This window comes from Desulforamulus profundi (assembly GCF_002607855.1).
The window spans coordinates 15,285-38,669 of record NZ_AWQQ01000040.1; the positions used below are offsets into that span (position 1 = coordinate 15,285).

Sequence of the window (23,385 nt, forward strand, 5' to 3'; positions counted from 1 at the left end):
TTTCTCTGGGGTCTGGCCATTGGCTATTGGCTATTGGAATTGTATCTTTTTACCTTCTTTGTAAGTATAGACTTCTTTTTTGTAGATTTATAACTTCTCTATTTCTTTCAGCAGTTCCGCCAGCAGGTTTTCCTCGGGGACTTGGCGGATGATTTCGCCTTTGCGGAAGATGAGGCCGATGCCTCTGCCGCCGGCGATGCCGACATCGGCCTCCCTGGCCTCGCCGGGTCCGTTGACCGCGCATCCCATGACCGCCACTTTGATAGGCTTGTCTACATTGGCCAGTCTCTCTTCCACCTGCTCGGCAATTTGAATCAGGTTTATCTGGGTTCTGCCGCAGGTGGGGCAGGAAATCAGTTCCACCCCCCGCCGGCGCAAACCCAGCGCCTTGAGGATCTCCCAGGCCACATGTACTTCATGTTTTGGATGGCCCGTCAGGGAAACCCGGATGGTGTCCCCGATCCCTTGGGCCAGCAGGGCACCGATGCCCACGGCGGATTTAATGGTGCCGCTTCTTATTGTACCGGCTTCGGTGACCCCCACATGCATGGGGTAATCCACCCTGGCCGACAGTTTCCGGTATGCTTCCAGCATTAAAGGAATGTTGGAGGCTTTAAGGGAAACCTTAATTTCCGGGTAGTTGAGTTCCTCCAACAGTTGAATGTGGTTTAAAGCGCTTTCCAGCAGGCCATCGGCAGTGACCCCGCCGTATTTTTTTAACAGTTCCTTTTCCAGGGAACCGGCATTTACCCCGATACGGATGGGCACCCTGCGCTCAGCGGCAGCGGCTACAACCTCCCGCACCTTGGCTTTGCCGCCAATATTGCCGGGGTTGATCCTCAACCCGTCCACGCCGGCCTGTAAAGCAGCCAGGGCCAAACGATAATCGAAGTGAATGTCTGCGATAAGGGGAAGGGTAATTCCCGCTTTGATGGCCGGCAAAGCCGCCGCGGCTTCTTGATCCGGCACTGCAACCCGGATCACTTCACAGCCAACCTGAGCCAGTTCATTAATCTGGTGGATGGTAGCGGGAGCATCCCGGGTATCGGTGTTGGTCATGGATTGGACCACAACGGGGCGCCCCCGCCGATCTGTACAGGACCCACCATGACCGGGCGTGTTTTCTTAAAGTTCATACTATCCTCCGTCACCGGTTGTCAAACATGAGAGAAACAATATCGTTGTAAGTGATAACGACCATGAGAAGCAGTAACAACCCAAAGCCCACCATGTGAATGAAGCTTTCCTTGGAGGGTTCCACCGGCCTGCCGGTTATCTTTTCCCAGAGTAAAAACAACACCCGGCTGCCGTCCAGGGCAGGGATGGGCAGCATGTTAAACAGACCCAGGTTAATGCTTAAGAAGGCGGCCAGCTGCATCACCTGAAAGATTCCGAACTCTGCCGCCTTGCCGATTTCACTGACGACTCTGACCGGACCGCCCAAATCCATGGGGGCCTGTTGGGTAAAGATTTGACCAAGGAAAGAAAGAATTAAGCCTGAAATCTGAACTGTAAAGGCGGTGCCTTTGGCCAGCGCCGAGAAAGGATCCATTTTTTTCAATGTCGGCCTGATCCCCATTTTATGTTGGCCGGATTCATCTTTAACGGTGGCGACCGTCAGGTTAAGCTCCTGTGCGTCCCTTAACACTTTTATCCGCAAAGGTTGTCCCGGGTTTTTGTTGGTTTCCGCAACCAGTTGATCCCAGTTTTCAACAGGGCTGTTATTTACGGCAGTGATTACGTCCCCTACTTTTAGGCCGGCCCTTTGGGCAGGAGAGCCAGCGATAATTTCTCCCACTTTCGTGGTTGTGGGGTCGGGAACTCCCTGTAACATTAAGATAAGCGCAAAGAGAACTGCAGCCAGGACAAAGTTCATCAGCGGACCGGCAACAATCACCGCCGCCTCTGCAGGGCGGTTTTATAATTGAAGGTTTTTTCAATGGGGATTCCTTTATCTTCTTCCTCATTGGGGTCCATGCCGGCCATGCGGACAAAACCACCCAGTGGTAACAGGCGAAGATTATACCTGGTTTCGCCCCGGTGGATGCCAAAAATTTTAGGCCCAAACCCCAGTGAAAACTCGTGCACCATAATCCCAACCCTTTTAGCAACCAGGAAATGGCCTAATTCATGGAAGAAAATCAGTAAACCAAAAACAACCACCGAAGCGATAAATGTCTGCATAACTTCACCTCTATAAGTTCCTTATAATTTTATTGGCTGCCGTTCTGGCCCAGCCGTCGATTTCGATGATTTCCTCCAGGCTGGACGGTGTGATTGCCCTGTGTTGATCAAGGGTTCTTTCCACCACTGCAGGAATCTCTAAAAAATTGATTTGGCCTGACAGAAACGCATGTACAGCAATTTCATTGGCGGCGTTCAGCACCGCCGGTGCTGTTCCTCCCTGTCGTCCGGCCTGGTAGCCAGGCCCAGAGAAGGAAACCGCCCGGTATCCGGTTCTTCAAAGGTTAACCCCTTTAGTTCGGTTAAATTCAACCGCGGCAGTTGGTTAAACCAGCGCTCCGGATAACTGAGGGCATATTGAATGGGGGTCCGCATATCCGGCATGCCCAGGTGGGCCAGGATGGAACCGTCACCGTACTCCACCATGGAGTGAATAATGCTCTGGGGATGAATCACCACGTTAATATCATTGAAGTCAAGGTTGAACAGCCACCGGGCTTCGATAACCTCCAGGCCTTTATTCATCAAGGTGGCGGAGTCAATGGTGATCTTTTGTCCCATGGACCAGTTGGGGTGTTTAAGGGCCGCCTGGGGAGTCACTTGTGCCAGGGCGTCCCGGTCATATTGCCGGAAAGGACCGCCGGAGGCGGTTAACAGGATTCTTTTTACGGATTGCCTGTCTTCCCCGTGTAAACACTGCCAGATGGCGGAATGCTCACTGTCCACCGGCAGGATTTGTACCTTATTTTGTTCCGCCAGCCTGGTTACATAATCTCCTGCGGCCACCAGGGTTTCTTTATTGGCCAGGGCAATTTGTTTTTTGGCCTTGATGGCAGCACAGGTGGGGATTAAACCTATGGCGCCGCTTAAAGCGGTTACCACTGTGGAAGCTTCCTGACAGGTGGCTACAGCCACCAAACCATTGACCCCGTGGTAAATATCCGGAAAAAAACCTTCAGCGGCCAAATGTTCTTGCAGCCATTTTGCATCTTCCTCCCCTTCCAGGGACACCACCAGAGGCTTGTATTGAAGGCATTGTCGCAAAAACGCCTGGCGGTTTCGGCCTGCCGCCAGTCCAACCACTTTCAGTTTATCGGGAAAAGAATCCACAACCTCCAGGGTTTGTCTGCCAATGGAGCCTGTACTTCCCAGGATTGCAATCTGCTTCATGCTTTGGCACCTCAGTTATTTTATTTCACCCTTGGAGTTGGAATTCCTGCTTTTATAACGGCTTGAACCGCAATTAACAAGATCGGTCCGGCAATCATCCCCACAAAGCCCAGTACTTTGAAGCCAACGAACAAAGCAACCAGCGTGGCCAGAGGGTGAAGTCCCAGGTTGGTTGCTACCACCTTGGTTTCCAATAATTGCCTGGATACTAAAACTATCAGATACAAAACAAAGAGTTTTATGCCAAAGGCGGCGTTCCCGGAAACAAAGGACCAGCCCACCCAGGGCAAAATGATCGTGCCGGGCCCCAGGACGGGAATGATATCAAAAAACCGATGAGCAGCCCCATGGTCAGGGCATAGTCCGCCCCAATCACGTATAAACCGATAATGCTGATCATCGTACTGATACTTACCAAAATTCCCTGGGCTTTAATATATGAAATAAAGGCCCCAAACACTTCTTTTATAACATGCAGGCTTTGTTCGCCATAGGGAGCCGGCATCAGGCGGACCCACTGCCTGGCTAAACTTCTCCTGTCTTTACTGATAAAATAGGTCGCTAGAAAACTGACAACAATTAGGGTTATGATACCTGGAATAACCGAAAATATATTTAACAAGGAGTCTAATGTAATACTAAGGAAATTTTGCAGGGTTTGCGCAACAGATCTGAAAGATTGCTGGATGTAATCAGTGATACCCGGGGGTAACTCGCCGTAAAGACGCTGAAATTTGGGCAAAGATATTTCAACCCAGCTTTGGATATCGAAAATAATGTAGGGCACCGTTTTGGACAAATGAATTAATTCGGTAATTAACCGCAACAACAACAGGGTAATAATGGTCCCCAAAAAAGAAAACAACGTCAGCATGGATAACGCCACCGCCGATCCCCTGGACAGGCGGGCCTTATTCTGAAGCACACATACCATCGGTTCCAGTAAAAAACTGATGAAAACAGCGATGATAAAAGGAATAATCAGCGGCAGTACAAAGGAAAAACCTCTGATAAAGTACTCCGAAATTTTATCAATGAGAAAGAAAGCCACTAAAAGAAGTAGCCCGGCCAATACATAATTCAGGGCTGTCTTAAGCCAGGATGGCAAACTTTATCACCTCTATGAATTATACTCAAATTATAAACAGTTTAACAGAGTAGTATACCAAAGGCGCCGTAAACAACAGGCTGTCGAAACGGTCCAGCACACCCCCGTGGCCGGGGATCATATGTCCGGAATCTTTGATGTCGGCCTGCCTTTTTAAGGCCGATTCAACCAGGTCTCCCAGTAAAGAAGCAATTCCGATCAGGACTCCTAAAAGTAAAACCGGCAGCAAAGGCAGGGAAGGAACCCACTGTACGAAAAGGAAGGAGACCAGTGCAGAACCAAAGAGTCCTCCCACAGCCCCTTCGACAGTTTTCTTCGGGCTGAGAACCGGCGCCAGCTTGTGCCTGCCAATGGACCGCCCCACAAAATAAGCAAAGGTGTCACTGGCCCAAGTAGCACTTAGTAACAGGAGTATCCAGACGAAACCGTTTTCCAACCCCCGGGTCAGGTAAAAGAAAATGAAGTTGCTTAAATAAAAGATGGCAAACAAATTGCCAAAAATGTCTACAGGCATGGTACGGGGATATAGCAAGGCCATCATTAAAAGATTGGCAATGACCAGGGAGACAAAGGCAAGGCCCAAGGTTTCATCATTATATAGGTATGCGCCCGCAAAGGTAATTAATCCTCCGATTTGGATGATCCATCTAGCGGGTTTCAGGCCCAACCCTTTAAGAATGACAGTGATTTCCCGTGCGGCAAAGAAGAAGAACATAAAGGTTAACAACCAGAGTACCCAACTGCCATACCATGCGGCAACAATGATCACCGGTATTCCTACGATCGCGCTCAGCACTCGTAAGTGCAGCAATTCGTCCACCAACCTACTTTTTGATTAATCCTCCAAAACGTCGTTCCCGACGTTGAAAATCCAGAATGGCTTGCAACAGGTGAATCCTTTTAAAATCCGGCCACATCACATCCGACAGCCAAAATTCCGTATAGGCAAGCTGCCATAGAAGAAAATTGCTGATTCTAAAATCACCGGAGGGTCTGATCAACAGGTCGGGATCCGGCATCCCCGCCGTGTAAAGATGTTCTTTGATCAGGTTTTCGTTAATGTCGCTGACTTCGATCTGGTTGTTTTTTACCAAACGGGCAATCTTAACAACGGCATCGGTCAGTTCCGTGCGGCCTCCGTAATTAAGCGCAAGGTTCAGAAGCAATCCTGAATTATTTTCGGTCTTACGGAAGGCCCTGGCAAGTGCTTCCCGGGCTGGTTGAGGCAGTTCCTCCAGGTGCCCGATGGCATTTATTTTTACCTGATTGCGGTGTAGTTCCTGTATTTCTTTATCCAGGTATTCGATCAGCAAATCCATTAAAAAAGATACTTCTTCCTTTGGGCGTTTCCAGTTCTCGGTTGAGAAGGCATAACAGGTTAAAACTTTAACGCCTAGTTCCGAGCATAATTCAACAATGCTGCGCAGGGACTCTACCCCGGCCCGGTGGCCCAGGGACCTGGGCATACCCCTTCGCAGGGCCCAGCGGCCGTTACCGTCCATAATAATGGCGATATGTTTAGGAAGCCTGTTCCGGTCTATGGATTGCAGAAGCGTGTTCTCGTCCTCCGTAACCTTTTGTCTGTTTAACAGACCGGTTATCTTTTTTAACATCGCATAAGCCTCCAATATAACAACCCCCTTCCGGATCTGAAGGGGGTTTACTGCATTAGTCTTCAATAATGGCTCCGGTAGGGCATATATCCACGCATGCGCCGCAATTTTCGCAGTCCATGGTTATCTTAAAAATGTCACCCTCCTCAATGGCATTGTTGGGACAGGTTTCCAAGCAGGTGCCGCAGGCCATACACTCGTCCGTGATTTTATAGGCCATTGTGTACACCTCCTTTCCCCTTCTCCTCACATACCACTGTCAGCACCAAATTATCAGAGTCCTTTGCTTCCAATTTTACCACTCGCTCGGGTCCGCCGGGGTTGCCCTTGGGCGGCCCGGTGGTGACAACCGTTACCTGATAGCCTGAACTCTCAAGCAGGGAAACTGCATCGTTTAGCCTGTAACCCAGCACACCTGGTATCATCTAAACTTGCATAATCTCCTGTTCTTTGGATTTCACCATTTCATCAATCTCTTTAATAAATTTATCGGTGATTTTTTGCATATCATCCTGTCCCCGTTTTACTTCATCCTCGGGAACACCTTCTTTTTGCTTGGCCTTGAGGTTATCGTTGACATCCCGGCGGATGTTCCGGATTGCCACACGGCCTTCCTCCGCTTTTTTCTTCACAACCTTAACCAGTTCTGTCCGGCGTTCCTGGGTTAACTGGGGAATCACCAGACGAATAACCGTACCGTCACTGGTCGGGGTAATGCCCAAATCAGACTTCATGAGAGATCTTTCAATTTCAGGAATGGCACTCTTATCCCAGGGCTGAATGACCAGCATACGGGCTTCCGGCACAGAAATATTGGCAAGCTGGTTTAGCGGGGTAGGAGTTCCGTAATATGAAACTGTCACCTTATCCAGCAAAGCAGGGGTTGCACGACCAGCCCGTAAAGAAGCGAATTCTTTACGAACAACTTCCACAGTCTTTTTCATATTTTGTTCTGCAGAAGCAATGATTTCTTTAACCATTTAATTCCCCCCCAACAAATGTACCTATCCGTTCCCCTAAAATTGCTCTCTTAATATTGCCCTCTACATTTAAGTTGAAAACTAACAGCGGTATTTTATTATCCATACAAAGCGAAACGGCGGTAGAATCCATCACCTGCAGCCCGCGGTTAAGAACTTCAATATAAGAAAGTTCATCAAATTTCTTGGCATCCGGGTTTTTCAAAGGATCGGCTTCGTAGACCCCGTCCACCTGTTTGGCCATCAGAATAATTTCCGCCTCAACTTCCGCAGCACGCAGGGCTGAGGTTGTGTCGGTGGAGAAATAGGGGTTGCCGGTACCGGCGGCAAAAATAACCACACGGCCCTTTTCCATATGTCTGATGGCCCGGCGACGGATATAGGACTCGGCTACAGCTCTCATTTCAATGGCTGTTTGTACCCGGGTGTCCACGTCAATATTTTCCAGGGCATCTTGCAAAGCCAGGGAATTTATGATGGTGGCGAGCATGCCCATATAATCGGCAGTGGCCCTGTCCATCCCCTTGGTGCTGCCGGAAATGCCCCGCCAGATATTACCGCCGCCGACCACAATGGCCAATTGTACTCTCAGCTCAATAATGTCTTTTATTTGCTTGGCGATTGAGTACACCACTTCAGGGTCGATACCATATCCTTTTTGACCTGCCAGGGCTTCGCCGCTCAGTTTAAGGATGACCCGCCTGAACTTGGGAGTTACCATTAAGGGTGTCCTCCAGTCTGGTAGTTCTGTAATTCTACAATATTTTAAAAAATCCTTTTAGATCTCTGCTTAAAAAGTGCTTAGCACTTAATTTGGGCGGCCACTTCAGCGGCAAAATCTTCTTGACGTTTTTGTAACCCTTCACCCATTTCATAACGGGTAAAACGACGAACGTCAATCTTTTCGCCGATCTTGGCAATGATTTCGTTAACAACCTGCTGGACGCTCTTATCGCTGTCCTTAATAAAGGGCTGTTCAAGCAGGCAAACTTCTTTAAAGTACTTTTCAATGCGGCCTTCCACCATTTTATCAACGATTTTTTCGGGTTTGCCTTCATTTAATGCCTGGGCCCGTAAAATCTCACGCTCTTTTTCAATGGCTTCGGCAGGTACTTCCTCACGGCGTACATACTCTGGTTTTGCAGCGGCAATCTGCATAGCAATGTCCCTGGCCAGGGCACGGAAATCTTCGTTTTTGGCTACGAAGTCGGTCTCACAGTTGATTTCCACCAGAACACCGATACGGCCGCCACCATGTATGTAAGCTTCTACAATGCCTTCAGCGGCAATTCTGCCGGCCTTCTTGGCTGCTGCAGCCAGACCCTTTTCACGCAGAAACTCAATGGCTTTTTCCATATCCCCGGCCACTTCGGCCAGGGCTTTTTTGCAGTCCATCATACCGGCTCCGGTACGTTCTCTTAACTCTTTAACCATGCTTGCAGAGATCTCTGCCATGATCAAATCCTCCTTTATTTAACGATCAGAATAGGTAAATTTTAAGAATGGACAGAATAAGGTACCCTGTTAATCTTGTGGTATTATAACCATAATCTTCCCCTAACAAACATAAAAAAAGGTAGGGGCCTCCCGTGTTGCAAGACGCCCTCTACCTACATTCTACTCTGCGACTTGTTCGCCCTGTTTACCTTCCAAAACAGCGTCAGCCATCTTGGCGGTAAGCAGTTTTACTGCCCGAATAGCGTCATCGTTACCGGGAATTACGTAATCAACCTCGTCAGGATCGCAGTTTGTATCAACAATGGCTACAATTGGAATACCGAGCTTACGAGCTTCTGCCACCGCGATGCGTTCCTTCCGGGGATCGATCACAAACAGAGCCCCCGGCAGACGGCGCATATTCTTAATTCCACCAAGGAACTTATCCAGTTTCTCTTTTTCATGCAGAAGCTGAGCAACTTCCTTTTTGGGCAGAACCTCAAAGGTACCGTCTTCTTCCATACGCTCCAGTTCATGCAGTCGATCGATACGATGACGGATGGTTTGGAAGTTGGTCAGCATACCACCCAGCCAGCGCTGATTGACATAGAACATCCCGCAGCGTTCGGCTTCTTCCTTAACGGCTTCCTGGGCCTGCTTCTTGGTACCAACAAACAGTATGGTACCGCCATCCGCAGCCAGTTGCTTCACAAAGTCATAACACTCTTCCACTTTCTTAACGGTTTTTTGCAGATCAATAATGTAGATACCGTTACGATCGGTGAAGATATAGGGAGCCATTTTGGGGTTCCAGCGACGGGTCTGGTGTCCAAAATGAACGCCTGCTTCCAGTAACTGTTTCATGGAGATAACTGCCATAGCTAGTTACACCTCCTCCCTGCCTTGTTTTTAGTCCTCCGTTACCCTCATCTCCGGCAAGACCTTAAAGATAAGGCAACCTTGCCCGAATCCGACAACGTGTGTAATTAACACCAAGGCATATTTTAGCATAATAAGCCCTATGGTGCAAGTCCCAAGTGCTTATTCTGCATTCCTTTCGGGTCAGGCCGTCGGCCATCAGCCATCGGCCTTTGGCTTTTAGATTTGCGACAAGTGCTACAAGGGAACGGTCCTTAATTCAAGTTGGGACGGTTCTTGACTTGAATTTGACAGGTTGGAATTCAAGTCAAGAAGAACGAAATCGCTCCGCGATGGCCTTCATAATATAAAGTCTAGTGAAATTCCCTTACAAGTGTGTTAAAATGAACATATAGCAAGGAAAAGAGTGCTGATTGAAACCCCGTTTTTTTCGACATAAATCCAAAAAGTCCTTCTTTTTAGAAAAATATTTTCCAGAGAGTACAGAAACGAATAAACCCCATAGCCCGGGAAAGTCGCGACTTCGTTCTTCTGGGGCAATCAAAAATTTTGCGCTTAGTTTTTTGCGTAAGTATTATTAAAGGCTCAACAATCAGCTAATATCTGACGGTTGAGCCTTTTTGCATGCAAAACTTCCGATTGCCCCCTTCAAGAACCGTCCCCGTTTGAATACTTTTTAAATTATTCCTTACAACCTCTCATAAGTTTTACTATAACCAAGCTAAATGCGAATAAACCACAGCATCCTATACTGTGGTTTCTCTTTCATATTAATTATGCTTGAGTCTTTGCAGTTCTTCCAGCAAGCGGTCGTTCAGTACGCGGATGTAGGTGCCCTTCATGCCGAGGGATTTGGATTCGATGACACCGGCGCTCTCGAATTTGCGCAAGGCGTTTACGATGACGGAGCGGGTGATGCCCACACGGTCGGCAATTTTGCTGGCCACCAGGACCCCTTCATCCCCTTCAAGTTGTTCAAAGATATGCTGCACAGCATCCAGTTCGGAGTAGGACAAGGTCCCCAGGGCAATCTGCACGGCTGCCTTTTTGCGGGCTTCTTCTTCCATACGGCCTGCCCGGGCCCGCAGAACTTCCATGGCCACAACGGTGGCGCCGTATTCGGCTAAGATTAGATCTTCGTCGGTGAAGTTCTGGTTAAACTTGGCCAAAACCAGGGTACCCAAGCGGGAACCGGCGCCCACAATGGGAACCACCGTGGTTACTTTGTTTTGACCCTTGCATTTTTCTTCATCGAAGAAAACGCAGGCATCATAGGTTTGGCAGAAATTGGCGTGGGTCTCGTTGATGCTCAATAAGCTTTCATTATACTCTTCCGGGAAACGATTGGAACCTTCAACAATGTCTCTCATGATGTCACAGGTAAATTGGGGCATAAACTTGTAACCAAGGGCACGTCCACGGCGATCGATAATGTAGCAGTTGCAATCAATATTTTCAGACAGCACTTCTGCGATTTCACCGAAATCAACCGGGTATCCTGCGGATTTCTGCAGCAGCTTATTAATTGTGCGAGTTCTTTCCAATAAGCTTCTCAATTCTGTCACTCTCCCCTACTTATTAAAGAATGTAACGACTTAAGTCACGGTTTGCTACGACGTCCTTTAGCTTCTCTTGAACATATTCACTGTCGATAGTGAGTGACTGTCCTTTGAGTTCGGGAGCCTCGAAAGAAATGTCCTCCAGTAGTTTTTCCAGGATGGTGTGTAGACGCCTTGCACCAATATTCTCATTTTGCTCATTTACAGTATAAGCAATATCAGCGATTTGTACAAGTGAATTTTTTGAAAATTCTATCCTAACTCCTTCGGTAAGCAAGAGTTCTGTATACTGTTTTATAAGAGAGTTTTGTGGCTCTATTAAGATTTGCTCAAAATCACTTCTGCTCAGGCTCTCCAGTTCCACACGGATGGGAAAACGTCCCTGCAGTTCGGGAATTAAATCAGAAGGTTTTGAGATATGAAAAGCACCGGCTGCGATAAATAGTATATGGTCTGTCTTGACCGGGCCGTATTTGGTTACCACTGTGGAGCCTTCTACGATGGGCAGGATATCTCTTTGTACCCCGCCCCGGGAGACATCCGCTCCCGCGTGGTTCCCCTCCCGGGTGGCGATTTTGTCTATTTCGTCCAGGAAGATGATCCCGTGGTCCTCTGCCCGTTTTACTGCCTGGGTGGTCAATTCATCCATGTCGATAAGCTTCTGGGCTTCCTGCTGGGTCAGGATTTTACGGGCCTCGCTGACAGTGACTTTGCGCTTGCGTTTTTTCTCGGGAAGATGCTTCCCAAAACGTCCTGCATATTGACGCCCATCTCTTCCACGCCGCTGTTGCTGAATACCTCAAGCATGGGTGGATGATGATCTTCCACCTCAATTTCCAAATACTCATTTTCCAACTCACCGCGGGCCAGCTTTTCCCTTAAGGTTTCCCTTTCAAATTTAATTCGGCTGTTTTGCTGCTCCCAGACCTTGTTGTCTTCCTGGTTGTCTTGTACGCCGCCAAACAGCATTTCAAAGGGGTTCTTTGCCTGCACCGGCCGGCTGGGCAGAGGGGACAAGAGTTCCACAATGCGCTCGTCGGCCATACGCTTGGCCCTTTCCTCAACCTCCTCGATCTTCTCCTGCTTCATCATGCGGATGGAGGTTTCTACCAGATCCCTCACCATGGACTCAACATCGCGTCCCACATAACCCACTTCGGTAAACTTGGTGGCCTCTACCTTGACAAAGGGCGCCTTGACCAGTTTGGCCAGCCGGCGTGCAATTTCAGTCTTCCCAACGCCGGTGGGACCAATCATCAATATATTCTTGGGAACAACTTCGTCGATTAAATCTTCCGGCAGTTTACCGCGGCGGTACCTGTTTCGCAAAGCCACAGCCACTGCTTTTTTCGCTTTGTTCTGTCCGACAATATATTTATCAAGCTCAGCTACGATTTCCCGGGGTGTTAGGGCCTCCATAGGCTCCACTCCTTTAAATCCTGAATTTAAATTTCCTCCACCGAGATATTGTTATTAGTATAAACACAAATATCTGCTGCCAGACTAAGGGCCTCCTGTGCCACTTCTTTGGGCGACAGGTCGGTGTGTTTGACTAAGGCCCTGGCAGCCGCCAGTGCATAGGGTCCCCCGGAACCGATGGCTGTAACTCCTTCGTCTGGTTCAATAACTTCGCCGTTGCCGGACAAGACTAAGAGGTGTTCCTTATTTGCTACAATCAACATGGCTTCCAGGGTCCGCAGGTACTTGTCAGTTCGCCAGTCTTTGGCCAATTCAACCGCAGCCTCATTAAATTGCCATGATATTCTTCCAATTTGCCTTCAAATTTTTCAAACAGGGTAAATGCATCCGCCACCGAACCTGCAAACCCGGCCACCACTTGACCCTGGTGCAGGCGTCTGACCTTGCGGGCGGTATGTTTCATAATGGTATTCTGACCAAAGGTTACCTGCCCGTCACCGGCTACAGCCACTTTGGTTCCTTTTTTCACGGCAACGATGGTTGTCGCATGAAACATAGACATCCCTTCCCTCTAACCAACCTATGCCCTCGGGTGGTTCATCTTGTAAACCTTCTTCAGTTTCTGCTTGGTAACGTGTGTATAAATCTGAGTGGTAGATAACGAAACATGCCCCAACAATTCCTGGACACTGCGCAAATCCGCGCCGTTATCCAGCAGGTGTGTGGCAAAGGAATGACGGATCGCATGGGGACTGATGTTATTTTTAAGCCCCACCTGCCGGCAGTATTTATCGATGATTTTTCGAATGCCCCGGTCACTGAGTCGGGTCCCTGATAATTGACAAATACTGCGGGACAATCCTGTTTAACCAGGCCGGGTCTGACATTTCGTAAATAGTGTTCCAGGGCCGCCACCGCCCGGTCATGAATCGGGACCATTCGTTCCTTGGCCCCCTTGCCCATCACCCTTACGTAACCCCGGTTCAGTTCAAGGTTATTCAGGTCCAGGGAAACTAACTCGGATACCGGGTTCCTGTGGCATAAAGAAACTCCAGCAGCGCCCGGTCCCGGAGGCCCAGGGGAGTGGCATCCGGCGCCTCCACAAGTTGTTTCGCCTCTTCCTGGTGCAGGAATTTGGGCAGCCTTTTTTCCTGCTTCGGGTTGGCCATCCTCAGCATGGGATTGGCTTTGATCAGCCTGTCGTTGTATAAAAACCGGAAAAAGGACCGCCAGGAGGCCAATTTTCTGGCCACCGTGGCCCTGCTCAATTTCCTTTGCTGTAAATTCGCCAAAAAGCCTCGCAGCAGCCTGCCATCAATAACAGACGGCTCGATCTGTTCCACCGGGGTGGAAAGAACGGAAGAAAAAAAGTCCAAGCCGTCAAATAGATCTTTCTGGTAGGCTTCTACGGTACGGTCGGAAAAATTCTTTTGTAGTTTTAAATAACCGATAAAATGATCGATCAGAATATACATAACAACCCGTCGGAGTGTCGAAATATGGCACTTAATAAAGCATATCACAAGCCCACTTTAAATTGCAACTACCTTTCGACAATTTAAAGAAGAAATTGTTATCACATTTTGAAAATTTAAAGATCATTGATTCTTTCCGCTTCTGACCATTCTTTAAGCATGTTCAAAGCCCTTACCGCATGGGCTTGACCCCGTTCCCTTTTCCCTTTGATTCGTACGGGAAGCTCTGGAAACAGCCCGAAGGTAACGTTCATCGGTTGGAAGTTCCCACCGGGGGCGGTGGTAATATAATGGACGAGAGCTCCGTGGGCAGTCTCCACGGGAAATTCTAGCAATTTCCGGCCCGTTGCCAGCCTGGCCGCGTTAAGCCCCGCCATCAACCCTGCCGCGGCGGATTCCACATAGCCTTCCACCCCGGTGATCTGACCGGCGAAAAAGATTGATTCATGTTCTTTCATCTGCAGTGTCGGCTTTAATAAAGCCGGGGAGTTGATATAGGTATTCCGGTGCATAACTCCGTAGCGGACAAATTCTGCATTTTTCAACCCCGGGATCAAACTAAAAACTCTCTTTTGCTCTCCCCATTTGAGGTTTGTTTGAAAACCAACCAGGTTGTAAAGGGTTCCTTCCGCATTGTCCTGCCTTAGCTGGACAACCCCGTGGGGTCTTTTTCCCGTGCGGGGATCTGTCAGGCCCACAGGCTTGAGCGGTCCGTAAAGCAGTGTGTCTTTCCCCCGGGAAGCCAAAACCTCAACGGGCATGCACCCTTCAAAGTGAACTTGTTTCTCGAATTCCTTTAAAGGTGCCCTTTCTGCATGAAGCAGCGCTTCGTAAAAGGTTTCATATTCTTCCCGGTTCATGGGGCAATTTAAATAGGCCTCTTCGCCCTTCCCATACCGGGAAGCCCGAAAAACCTTTGTTATATCCAGGGACTCCAGGGTTACAATGGGAGCGGCCGCATCATAAAAGTATAGGTACTGTTCCCCTGTCAGCCTGGCGATTTCCTGTGACAACGCCTCTGAGGTAAGGGGGCCTGACGCAATGATGACAACTCCCTGCCCAGGCAATTTTGTTACCTCATCCCGGTGCACATCAATCAGCGGGTGCCGCTCCAGGGTGTGGGTAATGAATCTGGCAAACCCTTCCCGGTCCACCGCAAGTGCGCCCCCGGCCGGTACCCTGTGGGCATCTGCGGCAGAAATAATTAAAGAGCCCAGCTGCCGCATTTCTTCTTTCAGCAAACCTACGGCGTTTTCAATGGCAGCGGCTCTCAGGGAATTACTGCAAACCAGTTCTGAAAAGTAAGGAGTGTGGTGGGCCGGCGGGTATTTCCGTGGCCTCATTTCATAAAGATCGACCTTGACTCCCCGGCGGGCCAACTGCCAGGCCGCCTCGGACCCTGCCAACCCGGCGCCGATTACCATAACCCTGGTTTCTGACATTTCTGATTAGCCTCCTGTTTGAGAGGTGAGAAGTGGGAGGTTAGAAGTGAGAAAACCCGGGTCCTTGCTTCGTTACCCCGATCATCTCACCTCCATTTTCTCACATCTTACTTCTTCTTGCTGACAGCCTTTTTCTTCTTTACGGCACCCTTCTTTTCAGAAGTACCGGTTTCTCCTCTAGTTGGACAGTGTTCGTTCACACATTGCAGCAGTTTTTCTCGACTGCGGTTCATTTTTTCTACCATCATTTCGCCGCATTGGGGACACTTCTCCTGTGTGGGCGTATCCCAGGTAACAAATTCACATTCAGGATAACGGCTGCAGCCGTAAAACTTGCGCCCTTTTTTGCTGCGTCTCAATACCATTTCGCCTTCACACCTGGGACAGTTTACTCCCGTTGGCTCCAGCAGCGGCCTGGTGTTGCGGCATTCGGGGAAACCGGGGCAGGCCAGAAATTTTCCGTACCGTCCCAGTTTTATAACCATATTTCTGCCGCACTGTTCGCAGACCTCTTCCGTCACTTCATCGGCAACTTCAACTTTGCCGATTTTTTCCTCGGCCGCTTCCAGGGTCTTGGAGAAGGGTTCGTAGAATTCTTTTAAGACACCCGCCCACCATTGTTCGCCTTCGGCAATCTGGTCCAATTTTTCTTCCATATCGGCCGTAAACTCTATGTTTATGATTTCCGGGAAATGGTGTTTCAGCAGATCCACCACAATCATGCCCAGTTCCGTGGGATAGAATTGTTTGTTTTCCCTCACCACATAGCCGCGCTTTTGAATGGTTTCCACAATGGGCGCATAGGTGCTGGGGCGCCCGATGCCTTTTTCTTCCAATACTTTCACCAGGGTGGCATCGGTATAGCGGGGCGGTGGCTGGGTAAAGTGCTGCTTGGGTGTTAACGACTTGGCCTGTACCTTATCCCCTTCTGCCAGTTCCGGCAGCAGTTTTTCTTCTTCTTTGGTGCCGTCATCATTTCCTTCAATATAGACCTGCATAAATCCTGGAAACTTGACGATGGAGCCGCTGGCCCGGAAAATATAGTCTCCTGCGGCGATGTCCATGCTGGTGGTATCAATGACCGCCGGCGCCATCTGGCTGGCCACAAATCTTGACCAGATCAGTTTATAAAGCTTGTATTGATCGTTGGTTAAAAACTCTTTGATGCTTTCCGGATCACGGTTCACCGATGTGGGGCGGATGGCCTCGTGGGCATCCTGCACCTTGCCCTTGGACGCCACCTGCCTTGGCTGCTTGGGAAGATAAGCCGGTCCAAATCTTTCCAAAATGAATTTTCTGGCCTCTTCCACAGCCGTTTCCGAAACCCTGGTGGAATCGGTGCGAATATACGTGACCAAGCCCACCGGGCCTTCTTTGCCCAGGTCCAGACCTTCGTAGAGCTGCTGGGCCACCACCATGGTTTTGCGGGAAGTAAAATTCAGCTTTCTGGAAGCTTCCTGCTGCAGCGAACTGGTGGTAAAGGGCGCCGCTGGGTGGCGCAGTTTCTCCTTTCTGGTCACGCTGGCAACAACGTAAGAAACTCCCTTGAGGTCAGCCAGAATTTTATCCATGGTCTCCTGGTTGAGTATTTCGATCTTTTTGTTTTGATATTTATGAAGCTTCGCCTCAAAGGGAGATTTTCCAGACTTGACTAATTTAGCCGTAAGGCTCCAGTACTCTTCAGGAGTAAAGGCCTGAATTTCCTCTTCCCGGTCACAAATCAGCCTGACGGCAACGGATTGAACTCTGCCTGCCGACAGTCCCTTTTTTACCTTTCGCCAGAGAAGGGGACTTAGATTATATCCTACCAGGCGATCCAAAATCCTTCTGGCCTGTTGTGCATGCACCCTGTCCAGGTCAATGGGGCGCGGGTGTTTTACTGCCTGTTCAATGGCCTTTGGCGTAATTTCGTTAAACTCAATGCGACAGTGGCTGTCTTCATTAATATCCAGTAACTTGGTCAAGTGCCAGGCAATGGCTTCCCCTTCCCGGTCAGGGTCGGAGGCCAGCAGGACCCGGTCCGCCTTTTTGACGGCGGTGCGAAGTTCCTTGATAATATCCCCTTTGCCCCGGATGGCGATGTACTTGGGAGAAAAATCATTTTCTACATCTACACCGAATTGACTTTTGGGCAGGTCCCGCACATGCCCCATGGAAGCCTTTACGGTATAATTTCTGCCTAGATATTTGCCGATGCTTTTAGCTTTGGCAGGTGATTCAACAATCACAAGTGTTTTACTCAATCGGTACACCCCATTTTACGAAAGCCTAGCAAGCTCTCATGTTAGTAAGGGTTTCCGTTCCTCTTGGAACTATTATTACCGTCCCTTACTTCTTTTACAATGTATCAAAATTCCTAATCTTTTAGAACACTCTATAGTCCGGCAGCCGCATACATCTTCCCCGGCAGTATTCGGGTGAAACCCTTTAGCTCTAAAACGGTCAACGCGGCGGCAACCTCTTTCGGTTCCAAACGGCATTCGTCAATAATCTGCTCCAGTGACATGGGCAGGTGTGTCAGGGCCTGCATGACTTTTTTCTCATTGCCGGTTAAACCGGCGCAATCCAATCCCTTGCCGCAACGATTATGCAGGGAGATGTCTCCCAGACCCAATTCCTCCAGAACATCGGCCGGTCTTGTGATAAGTCTGGCACCCTGCCGGATCAGTTTATTGGCGCCGGCACTTTTGCTACTGTTTATATTTCCCGGAATGGCCAGGACCTCCCGGCCCTGCTCAAGAGCAAAATCGGCGGTGATCAAGGCGCCGCTTTTTTCTGCTGCTTCCACCACCAGCACAGCGCTGCTCAACCCGCTGATGATTCGATTTCGACAGGGAAAATGCCAGGGTTTAGGTGCGGTGCCCGGGGGAAATTCCGTCAGTACAGCTCCCTTTTCCAGGATTTGTTTCATTAATCGCTCATTTTCCCTGGGGTAAACAACATCGGGGCCGCAACCTAAAACAGCGACGGTGCTGCCGTTCACCTTTAAAGCCCCCCGGTGTGCCGCACTGTCAATTCCCCTGGCCATGCCGCTGATGATGGTAAGCCCCGCCCCGGCCAATTCACCGGCCAAGGATTCGGCCGCGGCCAAGCCGTAAGGGGTCGGCTGCCTGGAACCCACCATGGCTAAAGCAGCGTTTTCACCGGAGGGCAATGCGCCCCTGACAAAAATGGCCGGCGGCGGGTCATAAATGGTTTTCAGCAGAGAAGGGTATGCCTCGTCTTCAATGGTGAAGACGGCACAGTTCAACTTCTTCAGGTATTCAACCAGCTTACCGTACTGTAAGCTTTCCCTCCGCTTAACCAATTTTTTTGCGTCGTCCCTTCCGATAAAAGGGATTTCCGACAATTCGGACTCGGCAGCCTCCCAGGCCTGCTTCGGGGAGCCAAAATAATTCACCAAATCCCAGACCCGGCGACCGGCGCCGGGCATCAGCATTTGCCAGTATATCCAATATTGACGGTTCTGCAAACCGACCACCCCTGCAGTTGGATTTCTACCACTTTCGGGATGGCAATTGGTTTTTCCTTCCAAAGTGTTAAATTTTATCGAAATGAATTATGTCATGCTCAGGATTTCTGATAAATCCTGGGGGTTCTTGGCCATGTCCCGGTGCAAGTCCCCAAACAACTGCAGGCGTCGAAAGATGGTGGCCATGTTAAAATCCGCCGGGTTAAGGGCCAGGTGTTCAATTTCTTCCCAAGGAACGGGGGTTGAAACGGGCGCACCGGGCAGCGGCCTTAGGCTGTAGGTCCAGGCCATGCTTTTACCCCGGGTATTTTGCAGGTAGTCCACATACACCTTGTTCTGTTCCCGCTTTTCCAGTGATCTTTCAACGGTTGCCTTGTCCGGCAAGGTGCCGGCCACCAGTCTGGCCACCAAACCCATGGCCCTGGTGACTTCCTGGAACGTATGGACGGGCTGCAACGGAATGAAGATATGAATGCCGCTGGCTCCGGAAGTTTTGGGATAGCCTTTTAAACGGAGGTGATTTAAGGCCTGGTGCACCACCAGGGCCACTTCCATGACATCCTTAAAACTGGCCTGATCCCCTGGGTCCAGGTCAATGATGGCGATATCAGGGTGTTCCACATTGGATTTCTGTGACAACCATGCATGAATTTCAATACATCCCTGGTTGGCCAGCCAAACCAACGTGGCAGCATCCTCACACACGATGTAATTGACCCTTTTGTCTGTATGAGGGACGCTTACGGTTTGCACCCAATCCGGCGCGTAGTCGGGGCACTCCTTCTGGTAAAAATACTCTCCCTCAATGCCATGGGGGTATCGCTTCATGACCAGGGGACGACCTTTAATGTAGGGAAGCAAGTAGGGCGCAATGTCCGTATAATACTTTACCAAATGGGCTTTGGTCAAGCCCTCAGGCCACATTAGCTTGTTTAAATTGGTAAGTTTGATCTTTTTTCCTTCTAAGGTGACTTCGGTGGCGACAGCAGTAGCCAAATTTATTCCCTCCCTCGTTTCTGTTACTATTTGTCCCCCGGACGGTGAGAAATATAATAGCCCGGCGATATTTGCATATCACCGGGCCAACAGCCGGTAAAATTAAGTTAAGTAGAAGAAGTACAAATACACCGTGGACATAACGATGGATACCAGCATGAGCGGGAAGGCAACCTTCATAAAGCCTAAGAAGGTAAAGTGAATACCCTGTTTCTCGGCCATACCGGCAACAACTACGTTCGCAGAAGCGCCGATAATGGTACCGTTACCGCCCAGGCAAGCACCCAGGGAAAGGGACCACCACAGGGGCATCAGATCGGTAATGCCACCTAAACGTCCCATATCTTGAATAAGAGGGATCATGGTCGCAACAAAGGGGATGTTATCAACAAAGGCAGATGCAATGGCTGACAGCCAGAGGATTAACATCCCTGTGGTCAGCAATTCGCCCCCGGTTAATTCAAGGGCTTGCACCGCAATCCACTCAATGACCCCAACTTCTACCAGACCGCCCACCAGGATGAACAGGCCGGCAAAAAAGAAGATCACAGGCCATTCCACCGCTTCTAAAGCATGCTCGGGTTCCTGGCGCGTCACTAACAGCAGCAGAGCCGCTCCCGCCAGAGCAATGGTAGCAGACTCCAAGTGGACATACTGGTGTAATAAGAAGCCTAGCACGGTCAGAGCAAGCACGATGAGAGACTGCTTGAGAAGTTTGGGATCTTTAATTTCGTCATTTTCATTCATGGCCAAAATATTTTTCTTTAACTCTTCCCGAACCACAAACTGCTTCCTGTAGATCCATTTTAGCAGGTAAATTGTAACAATCATAATGGGAGCTACAATGGGAGTCAGATTGATAACAAAGTCCATAAAACCGATGCCGACGGCCGAACCAATCATAATATTCGGCGGGTCACCAACCAGGGTGGCAGTACCGCCAATGTTGGACGCCAGAATTTCAGCAATTAAAATGGGCATGGGGTTAATTTCCAGCTGCCGGGCAATGGAAAAAGTAACCGGAACAATCAAAAGAACCGTGGTAACATTGTCCAGCAGTGCAGATAAAACGGCAGTAACAATGGACAAGGACACCATGATGGCCAGTGGTTCGCCTTTGCTTTGCTTGGCAGCTTTCACGGCCAAATACTCAAATACCCCTGAACGTCTGGTAATTCCCACGATAATCATCATACCTACCAGCAACCCGATGGTATTAAAGTCAATATGATGGATCGCCTCGTCCTGGTGCAGCACACCGGCAATAATCAGAATCATCGCCCCAAAAAGGGCGACAACGGTACGGTGAATCTTTTCTGAAATGATAATGGCATAGGCTACCAAAAATATGGTAGTCGCTAAAATGACCTGGCTGTTTCCTTCCACATACATCACCTCTGCAAATAAATTAAAGGTATTACCACGCATGTCACCAATGAGTATTATAATGCCATTCCCTTGTCATTACAATGAGAGAATTAAAAACATTTTATTTTAAGAACCCCTGGTTTTGTAACCAGGGGTTCACGGGTATTAGTGAAGAACAGCAGGAATGCCGATAATGGGCCAGAAGGTTAAGGAGAAGATTGCCACCATGGCGAGAATGGCTAAACTTGCCGGGATACCGGTGACAAAGAACTCACCGGTGGTAAATTGCCTGGACTCGTAAGCAATGGCATTGGGAGCGGCGCCGATCAACAGCAGGAAAGGCATCCCAGACATGGCTACGGAAGAGTACAGAACGATTTCCGGGTTTACGCCCAGGTATTTGGCAATAACCAGAGCGACGGGCAGACAAATGGAAATGGCCGCTACGTTCATAATAAAGTTTGTTAAAATAAGTACCAGGAAGGAAATACCTAGCAGGAACACCAACCAGGGGGCATCTTTAATGAGGGATAGCCAGCTGACAGCCATCCATTCGGCAGCCCCGGTTTGCCATAGAGCAAAACCGATACTCATAGCCCCGGAGAACAGCAGCATGATGTTCCAGGGGATGGATTTTTCCAGTTCTTTTACAGTAAGCACCTTCGTAATAAAGAAGATTAAGCCTGCTGCCAGCAAAGGCACGGACCGGTCCATACCCTTCAGTGCCGGGATAAACTTTTGGAAAATTAAGGTGCACAGGGCAATGGTAACCACGCTAAGTACAAAAATTTCCTGTTTGGTAATGGGACCTAATTTATCCAATTCGTTCTGGGCGCGCTGGCGTAGACCGGGCACCTGTAGTTTCTCAGGCTTAAAAAGGGTAATCATTAAGAAGAACACCATAAAAACGCTGGCCCAGCCAAAGGGCGCCAGGGCTGCGGAAAATTCTAAAAAGCTGACATCCTGTCCTGTAAATTCTTTAAAGAAGCCGACAGCTGCAGGGTTCCGGGCCCCGCCCATCAACGTGCAAATACTGCCCGCACCGGCGGCAAAGGCCATGCCGATAAACAGTGCTTTACCGAATTTACTGGGCTTCCCCGCTTCAGCGCCATACAGCGCCAAAATGGACATCAAGATGGGAAACATGGTGCCTGCTACAGCGGTATGAGCCATGACGTGAGTTAACAGCGCTGTCAGGACAAAAACACCCAGCAAAATCTTTCTGGTGTCTTCGCCGACAATCACCAGCATCTTATAGGCGATCCTTTTGGTAATGCCGCACTGGGTAAAGGCAAGCCCTACCAGCAGTGAACCTAAAATAAACATGACTGTGGGGTCCATAAAATCCCGAAACGCTTCTTTTGCAGGACGAATGCCAAATACAGGTTGTAAAATGCCGATGGCAATACTGGTTACACCAATGGGAACCACTTCAAAAACCCACCAGATCCCTGCTAACAGGAACAGCCCCAGACCGGCTTTACCGGCCTGTGTAAGTTCAAAGCTTTTGCCCATGGGGTCCACCGCAGGGTCCAGGGACGGCATAAAATAAAATAATAACAATGCAGCAAATCCGAGAACCACAAAGAAATACCGTTTTACTTCACTACTCATAGCAATCACCTCGACTAAAATAATAAAGGTGCTTAACGTTATAACACTCATTTATTTTTTCTTCCAACTCACGAAGCGGTAAAAGGTGCTGTATGTAAAGCTGTTACTGATGCTGCGTGCGACTGAGCCCGGGTACAGCCCTCCCCTCCCTCAAAAAATAAAACCAACGCTATTTTGGCCATCATGAACCAAGATAACGTTGGTTTACTTTATACCAAGCCTTACGGCTTCGCATCCGGTCTACCAACATTCCACCCTATTAACTCGCCTGCGACCTTATCCAAGTCTCAGGCCAGTTAGTTTGTTTTTATTTTTCTTTCTAAGTCTGTGTTTAAGATAAAAACTTCTATTTGCTCCCCTGTTCGGATACTGATGTCCCCGTGACTGCTGACAACCTGGCATTTGGTTAGGTCAGCAACCATGTTTTCAATTTGCTCCAGGTAAGACTCTCGAAGCTCCATTCTTAGCTGCTTCACCAGGGATCTGCCTTTCCGGGTGCTGCTGACATGTTTTTCTTCTTTGGTCAGGACCCCTTTGGAACGGACAATCACCATATCCCGGCAAATCATGGCCTTTGTGGTTTCCGGTCCCCGCCCCACCAGTTCCCGTTGGAATTTTATAAAGGCCTCGCATATTTGTTTTTCCAGTAATGTCTGCTGGCTCAAGTAC

16 protein-coding genes and 7 pseudogenes are annotated in these 23,385 nt (G+C 49.2%); all 23 read right to left on the reverse strand.

All coding sequences use genetic code 11. The features are described 5' to 3' along the window. Window positions 1–87: 87 nt before the first annotated feature. A pseudogene (gene ispG, locus P378_RS05565) lies at window positions 88–1,136 on the reverse strand (flavodoxin-dependent (E)-4-hydroxy-3-methylbut-2-enyl-diphosphate synthase). Window positions 1,137–1,147: 11 nt separating this feature from the next. Further along, window positions 1,148–2,184: pseudogene (rseP, locus tag P378_RS05570) on the reverse strand (RIP metalloprotease RseP). 10 nt (window positions 2,185–2,194) lie between these two features. Next, window positions 2,195–3,354: pseudogene (locus tag P378_RS05575) on the reverse strand (1-deoxy-D-xylulose-5-phosphate reductoisomerase). Window positions 3,355–3,374: 20 nt separating this feature from the next. After that, a pseudogene (gene ytvI, locus P378_RS05580) lies at window positions 3,375–4,405 on the reverse strand (sporulation integral membrane protein YtvI). An 82-nt stretch (window positions 4,406–4,487) separates the two neighbouring features. Further along, window positions 4,488–5,282: a phosphatidate cytidylyltransferase gene (locus P378_RS05585; RefSeq protein ID WP_338013845.1), complete on the reverse strand. Its 795-nt coding sequence runs from the start codon at window positions 5,280–5,282 to the stop codon at window positions 4,488–4,490. Window positions 5,283–5,286: 4 nt separating this feature from the next. After that, window positions 5,287–6,075, reverse strand: a complete 789-nt coding sequence (locus P378_RS05590) for an isoprenyl transferase (protein WP_099082557.1) — start codon at window positions 6,073–6,075, stop codon at window positions 5,287–5,289. Window positions 6,076–6,130: 55 nt separating this feature from the next. After that, window positions 6,131–6,295 carry a 4Fe-4S binding protein gene (locus P378_RS05595; protein ID WP_099082558.1) on the reverse strand — a complete coding sequence of 55 codons (165 nt, stop codon included), beginning with the start codon at window positions 6,293–6,295 and terminating at the stop codon, window positions 6,131–6,133. Continuing rightward, the gene (locus P378_RS05600) at window positions 6,285–6,500 is read right to left on the reverse strand and encodes a hypothetical protein (protein ID WP_099082559.1); all 216 of its coding nucleotides are present in this window, start codon (window positions 6,498–6,500) and stop codon (window positions 6,285–6,287) included. The genes P378_RS05595 and P378_RS05600 overlap by 11 nt, the downstream gene beginning before the upstream one ends. Continuing rightward, window positions 6,501–7,055, reverse strand: a complete 555-nt coding sequence (gene frr / locus P378_RS05605; protein ID WP_099082560.1) for a ribosome recycling factor — start codon at window positions 7,053–7,055, stop codon at window positions 6,501–6,503. Further along, window positions 7,048–7,776: a UMP kinase gene (gene pyrH, locus P378_RS05610; RefSeq protein ID WP_099082561.1), complete on the reverse strand. Its 729-nt coding sequence runs from the start codon at window positions 7,774–7,776 to the stop codon at window positions 7,048–7,050. Before pyrH ends, frr begins: the two co-directional genes overlap by 8 nt. Before the next feature lie 80 nt (window positions 7,777–7,856). Then, window positions 7,857–8,510 carry a translation elongation factor Ts gene (tsf, locus tag P378_RS05615; RefSeq protein ID WP_099082562.1) on the reverse strand — a complete coding sequence of 218 codons (654 nt, stop codon included), beginning with the start codon at window positions 8,508–8,510 and terminating at the stop codon, window positions 7,857–7,859. A gap of 162 nt (window positions 8,511–8,672) precedes the next feature. After that, the gene (rpsB, locus tag P378_RS05620; RefSeq protein WP_099082563.1) at window positions 8,673–9,371 is read right to left on the reverse strand and encodes a 30S ribosomal protein S2; all 699 of its coding nucleotides are present in this window, start codon (window positions 9,369–9,371) and stop codon (window positions 8,673–8,675) included. Window positions 9,372–10,141: 770 nt separating this feature from the next. Continuing rightward, window positions 10,142–10,927 carry a GTP-sensing pleiotropic transcriptional regulator CodY gene (codY, locus tag P378_RS05625; RefSeq protein WP_099082564.1) on the reverse strand — a complete coding sequence of 262 codons (786 nt, stop codon included), beginning with the start codon at window positions 10,925–10,927 and terminating at the stop codon, window positions 10,142–10,144. Window positions 10,928–10,949: 22 nt separating this feature from the next. Next, window positions 10,950–12,349: pseudogene (gene hslU / locus P378_RS05630) on the reverse strand (ATP-dependent protease ATPase subunit HslU). A 26-nt stretch (window positions 12,350–12,375) separates the two neighbouring features. Beyond that, window positions 12,376–12,905 (reverse strand): annotated as a pseudogene (gene hslV / locus P378_RS05635) (ATP-dependent protease subunit HslV). Between the two features lie 24 nt (window positions 12,906–12,929). Next, window positions 12,930–13,824: pseudogene (gene xerC / locus P378_RS21115) on the reverse strand (tyrosine recombinase XerC). 116 nt (window positions 13,825–13,940) lie between these two features. Next, window positions 13,941–15,266 (reverse strand): FADH(2)-oxidizing methylenetetrahydrofolate--tRNA-(uracil(54)-C(5))-methyltransferase TrmFO, encoded by a 1,326-nt coding sequence (gene trmFO, locus P378_RS05645; protein WP_099082565.1) that lies wholly within the window; start codon window positions 15,264–15,266, stop codon window positions 13,941–13,943. Window positions 15,267–15,373: 107 nt separating this feature from the next. Further along, window positions 15,374–17,509: a type I DNA topoisomerase gene (gene topA, locus P378_RS05650; RefSeq protein ID WP_099082566.1), complete on the reverse strand. Its 2,136-nt coding sequence runs from the start codon at window positions 17,507–17,509 to the stop codon at window positions 15,374–15,376. A 131-nt stretch (window positions 17,510–17,640) separates the two neighbouring features. Then, a complete protein-coding gene (dprA, locus tag P378_RS05655) occupies window positions 17,641–18,738 on the reverse strand; it encodes a DNA-processing protein DprA (protein WP_099082567.1) in 1,098 nt (365 codons plus the stop codon). A gap of 87 nt (window positions 18,739–18,825) precedes the next feature. Continuing rightward, entirely contained in the window at window positions 18,826–19,734 is a 909-nt protein-coding gene (gene ligD / locus P378_RS05660; protein WP_099082568.1) for a non-homologous end-joining DNA ligase, read from the reverse strand. 102 nt (window positions 19,735–19,836) lie between these two features. Then, a complete protein-coding gene (locus P378_RS05665) occupies window positions 19,837–21,120 on the reverse strand; it encodes an ArsB/NhaD family transporter (protein WP_099082582.1) in 1,284 nt (427 codons plus the stop codon). Between the two features lie 147 nt (window positions 21,121–21,267). After that, window positions 21,268–22,716 carry an SLC13 family permease gene (locus tag P378_RS05670; protein ID WP_099082583.1) on the reverse strand — a complete coding sequence of 483 codons (1,449 nt, stop codon included), beginning with the start codon at window positions 22,714–22,716 and terminating at the stop codon, window positions 21,268–21,270. A 296-nt stretch (window positions 22,717–23,012) separates the two neighbouring features. Beyond that, the gene (locus P378_RS05675) at window positions 23,013–23,381 is read right to left on the reverse strand and encodes a Na-translocating system protein MpsC family protein (RefSeq protein WP_099082569.1); all 369 of its coding nucleotides are present in this window, start codon (window positions 23,379–23,381) and stop codon (window positions 23,013–23,015) included. Between the last annotated feature and the right edge of the window lie 4 nt (window positions 23,382–23,385).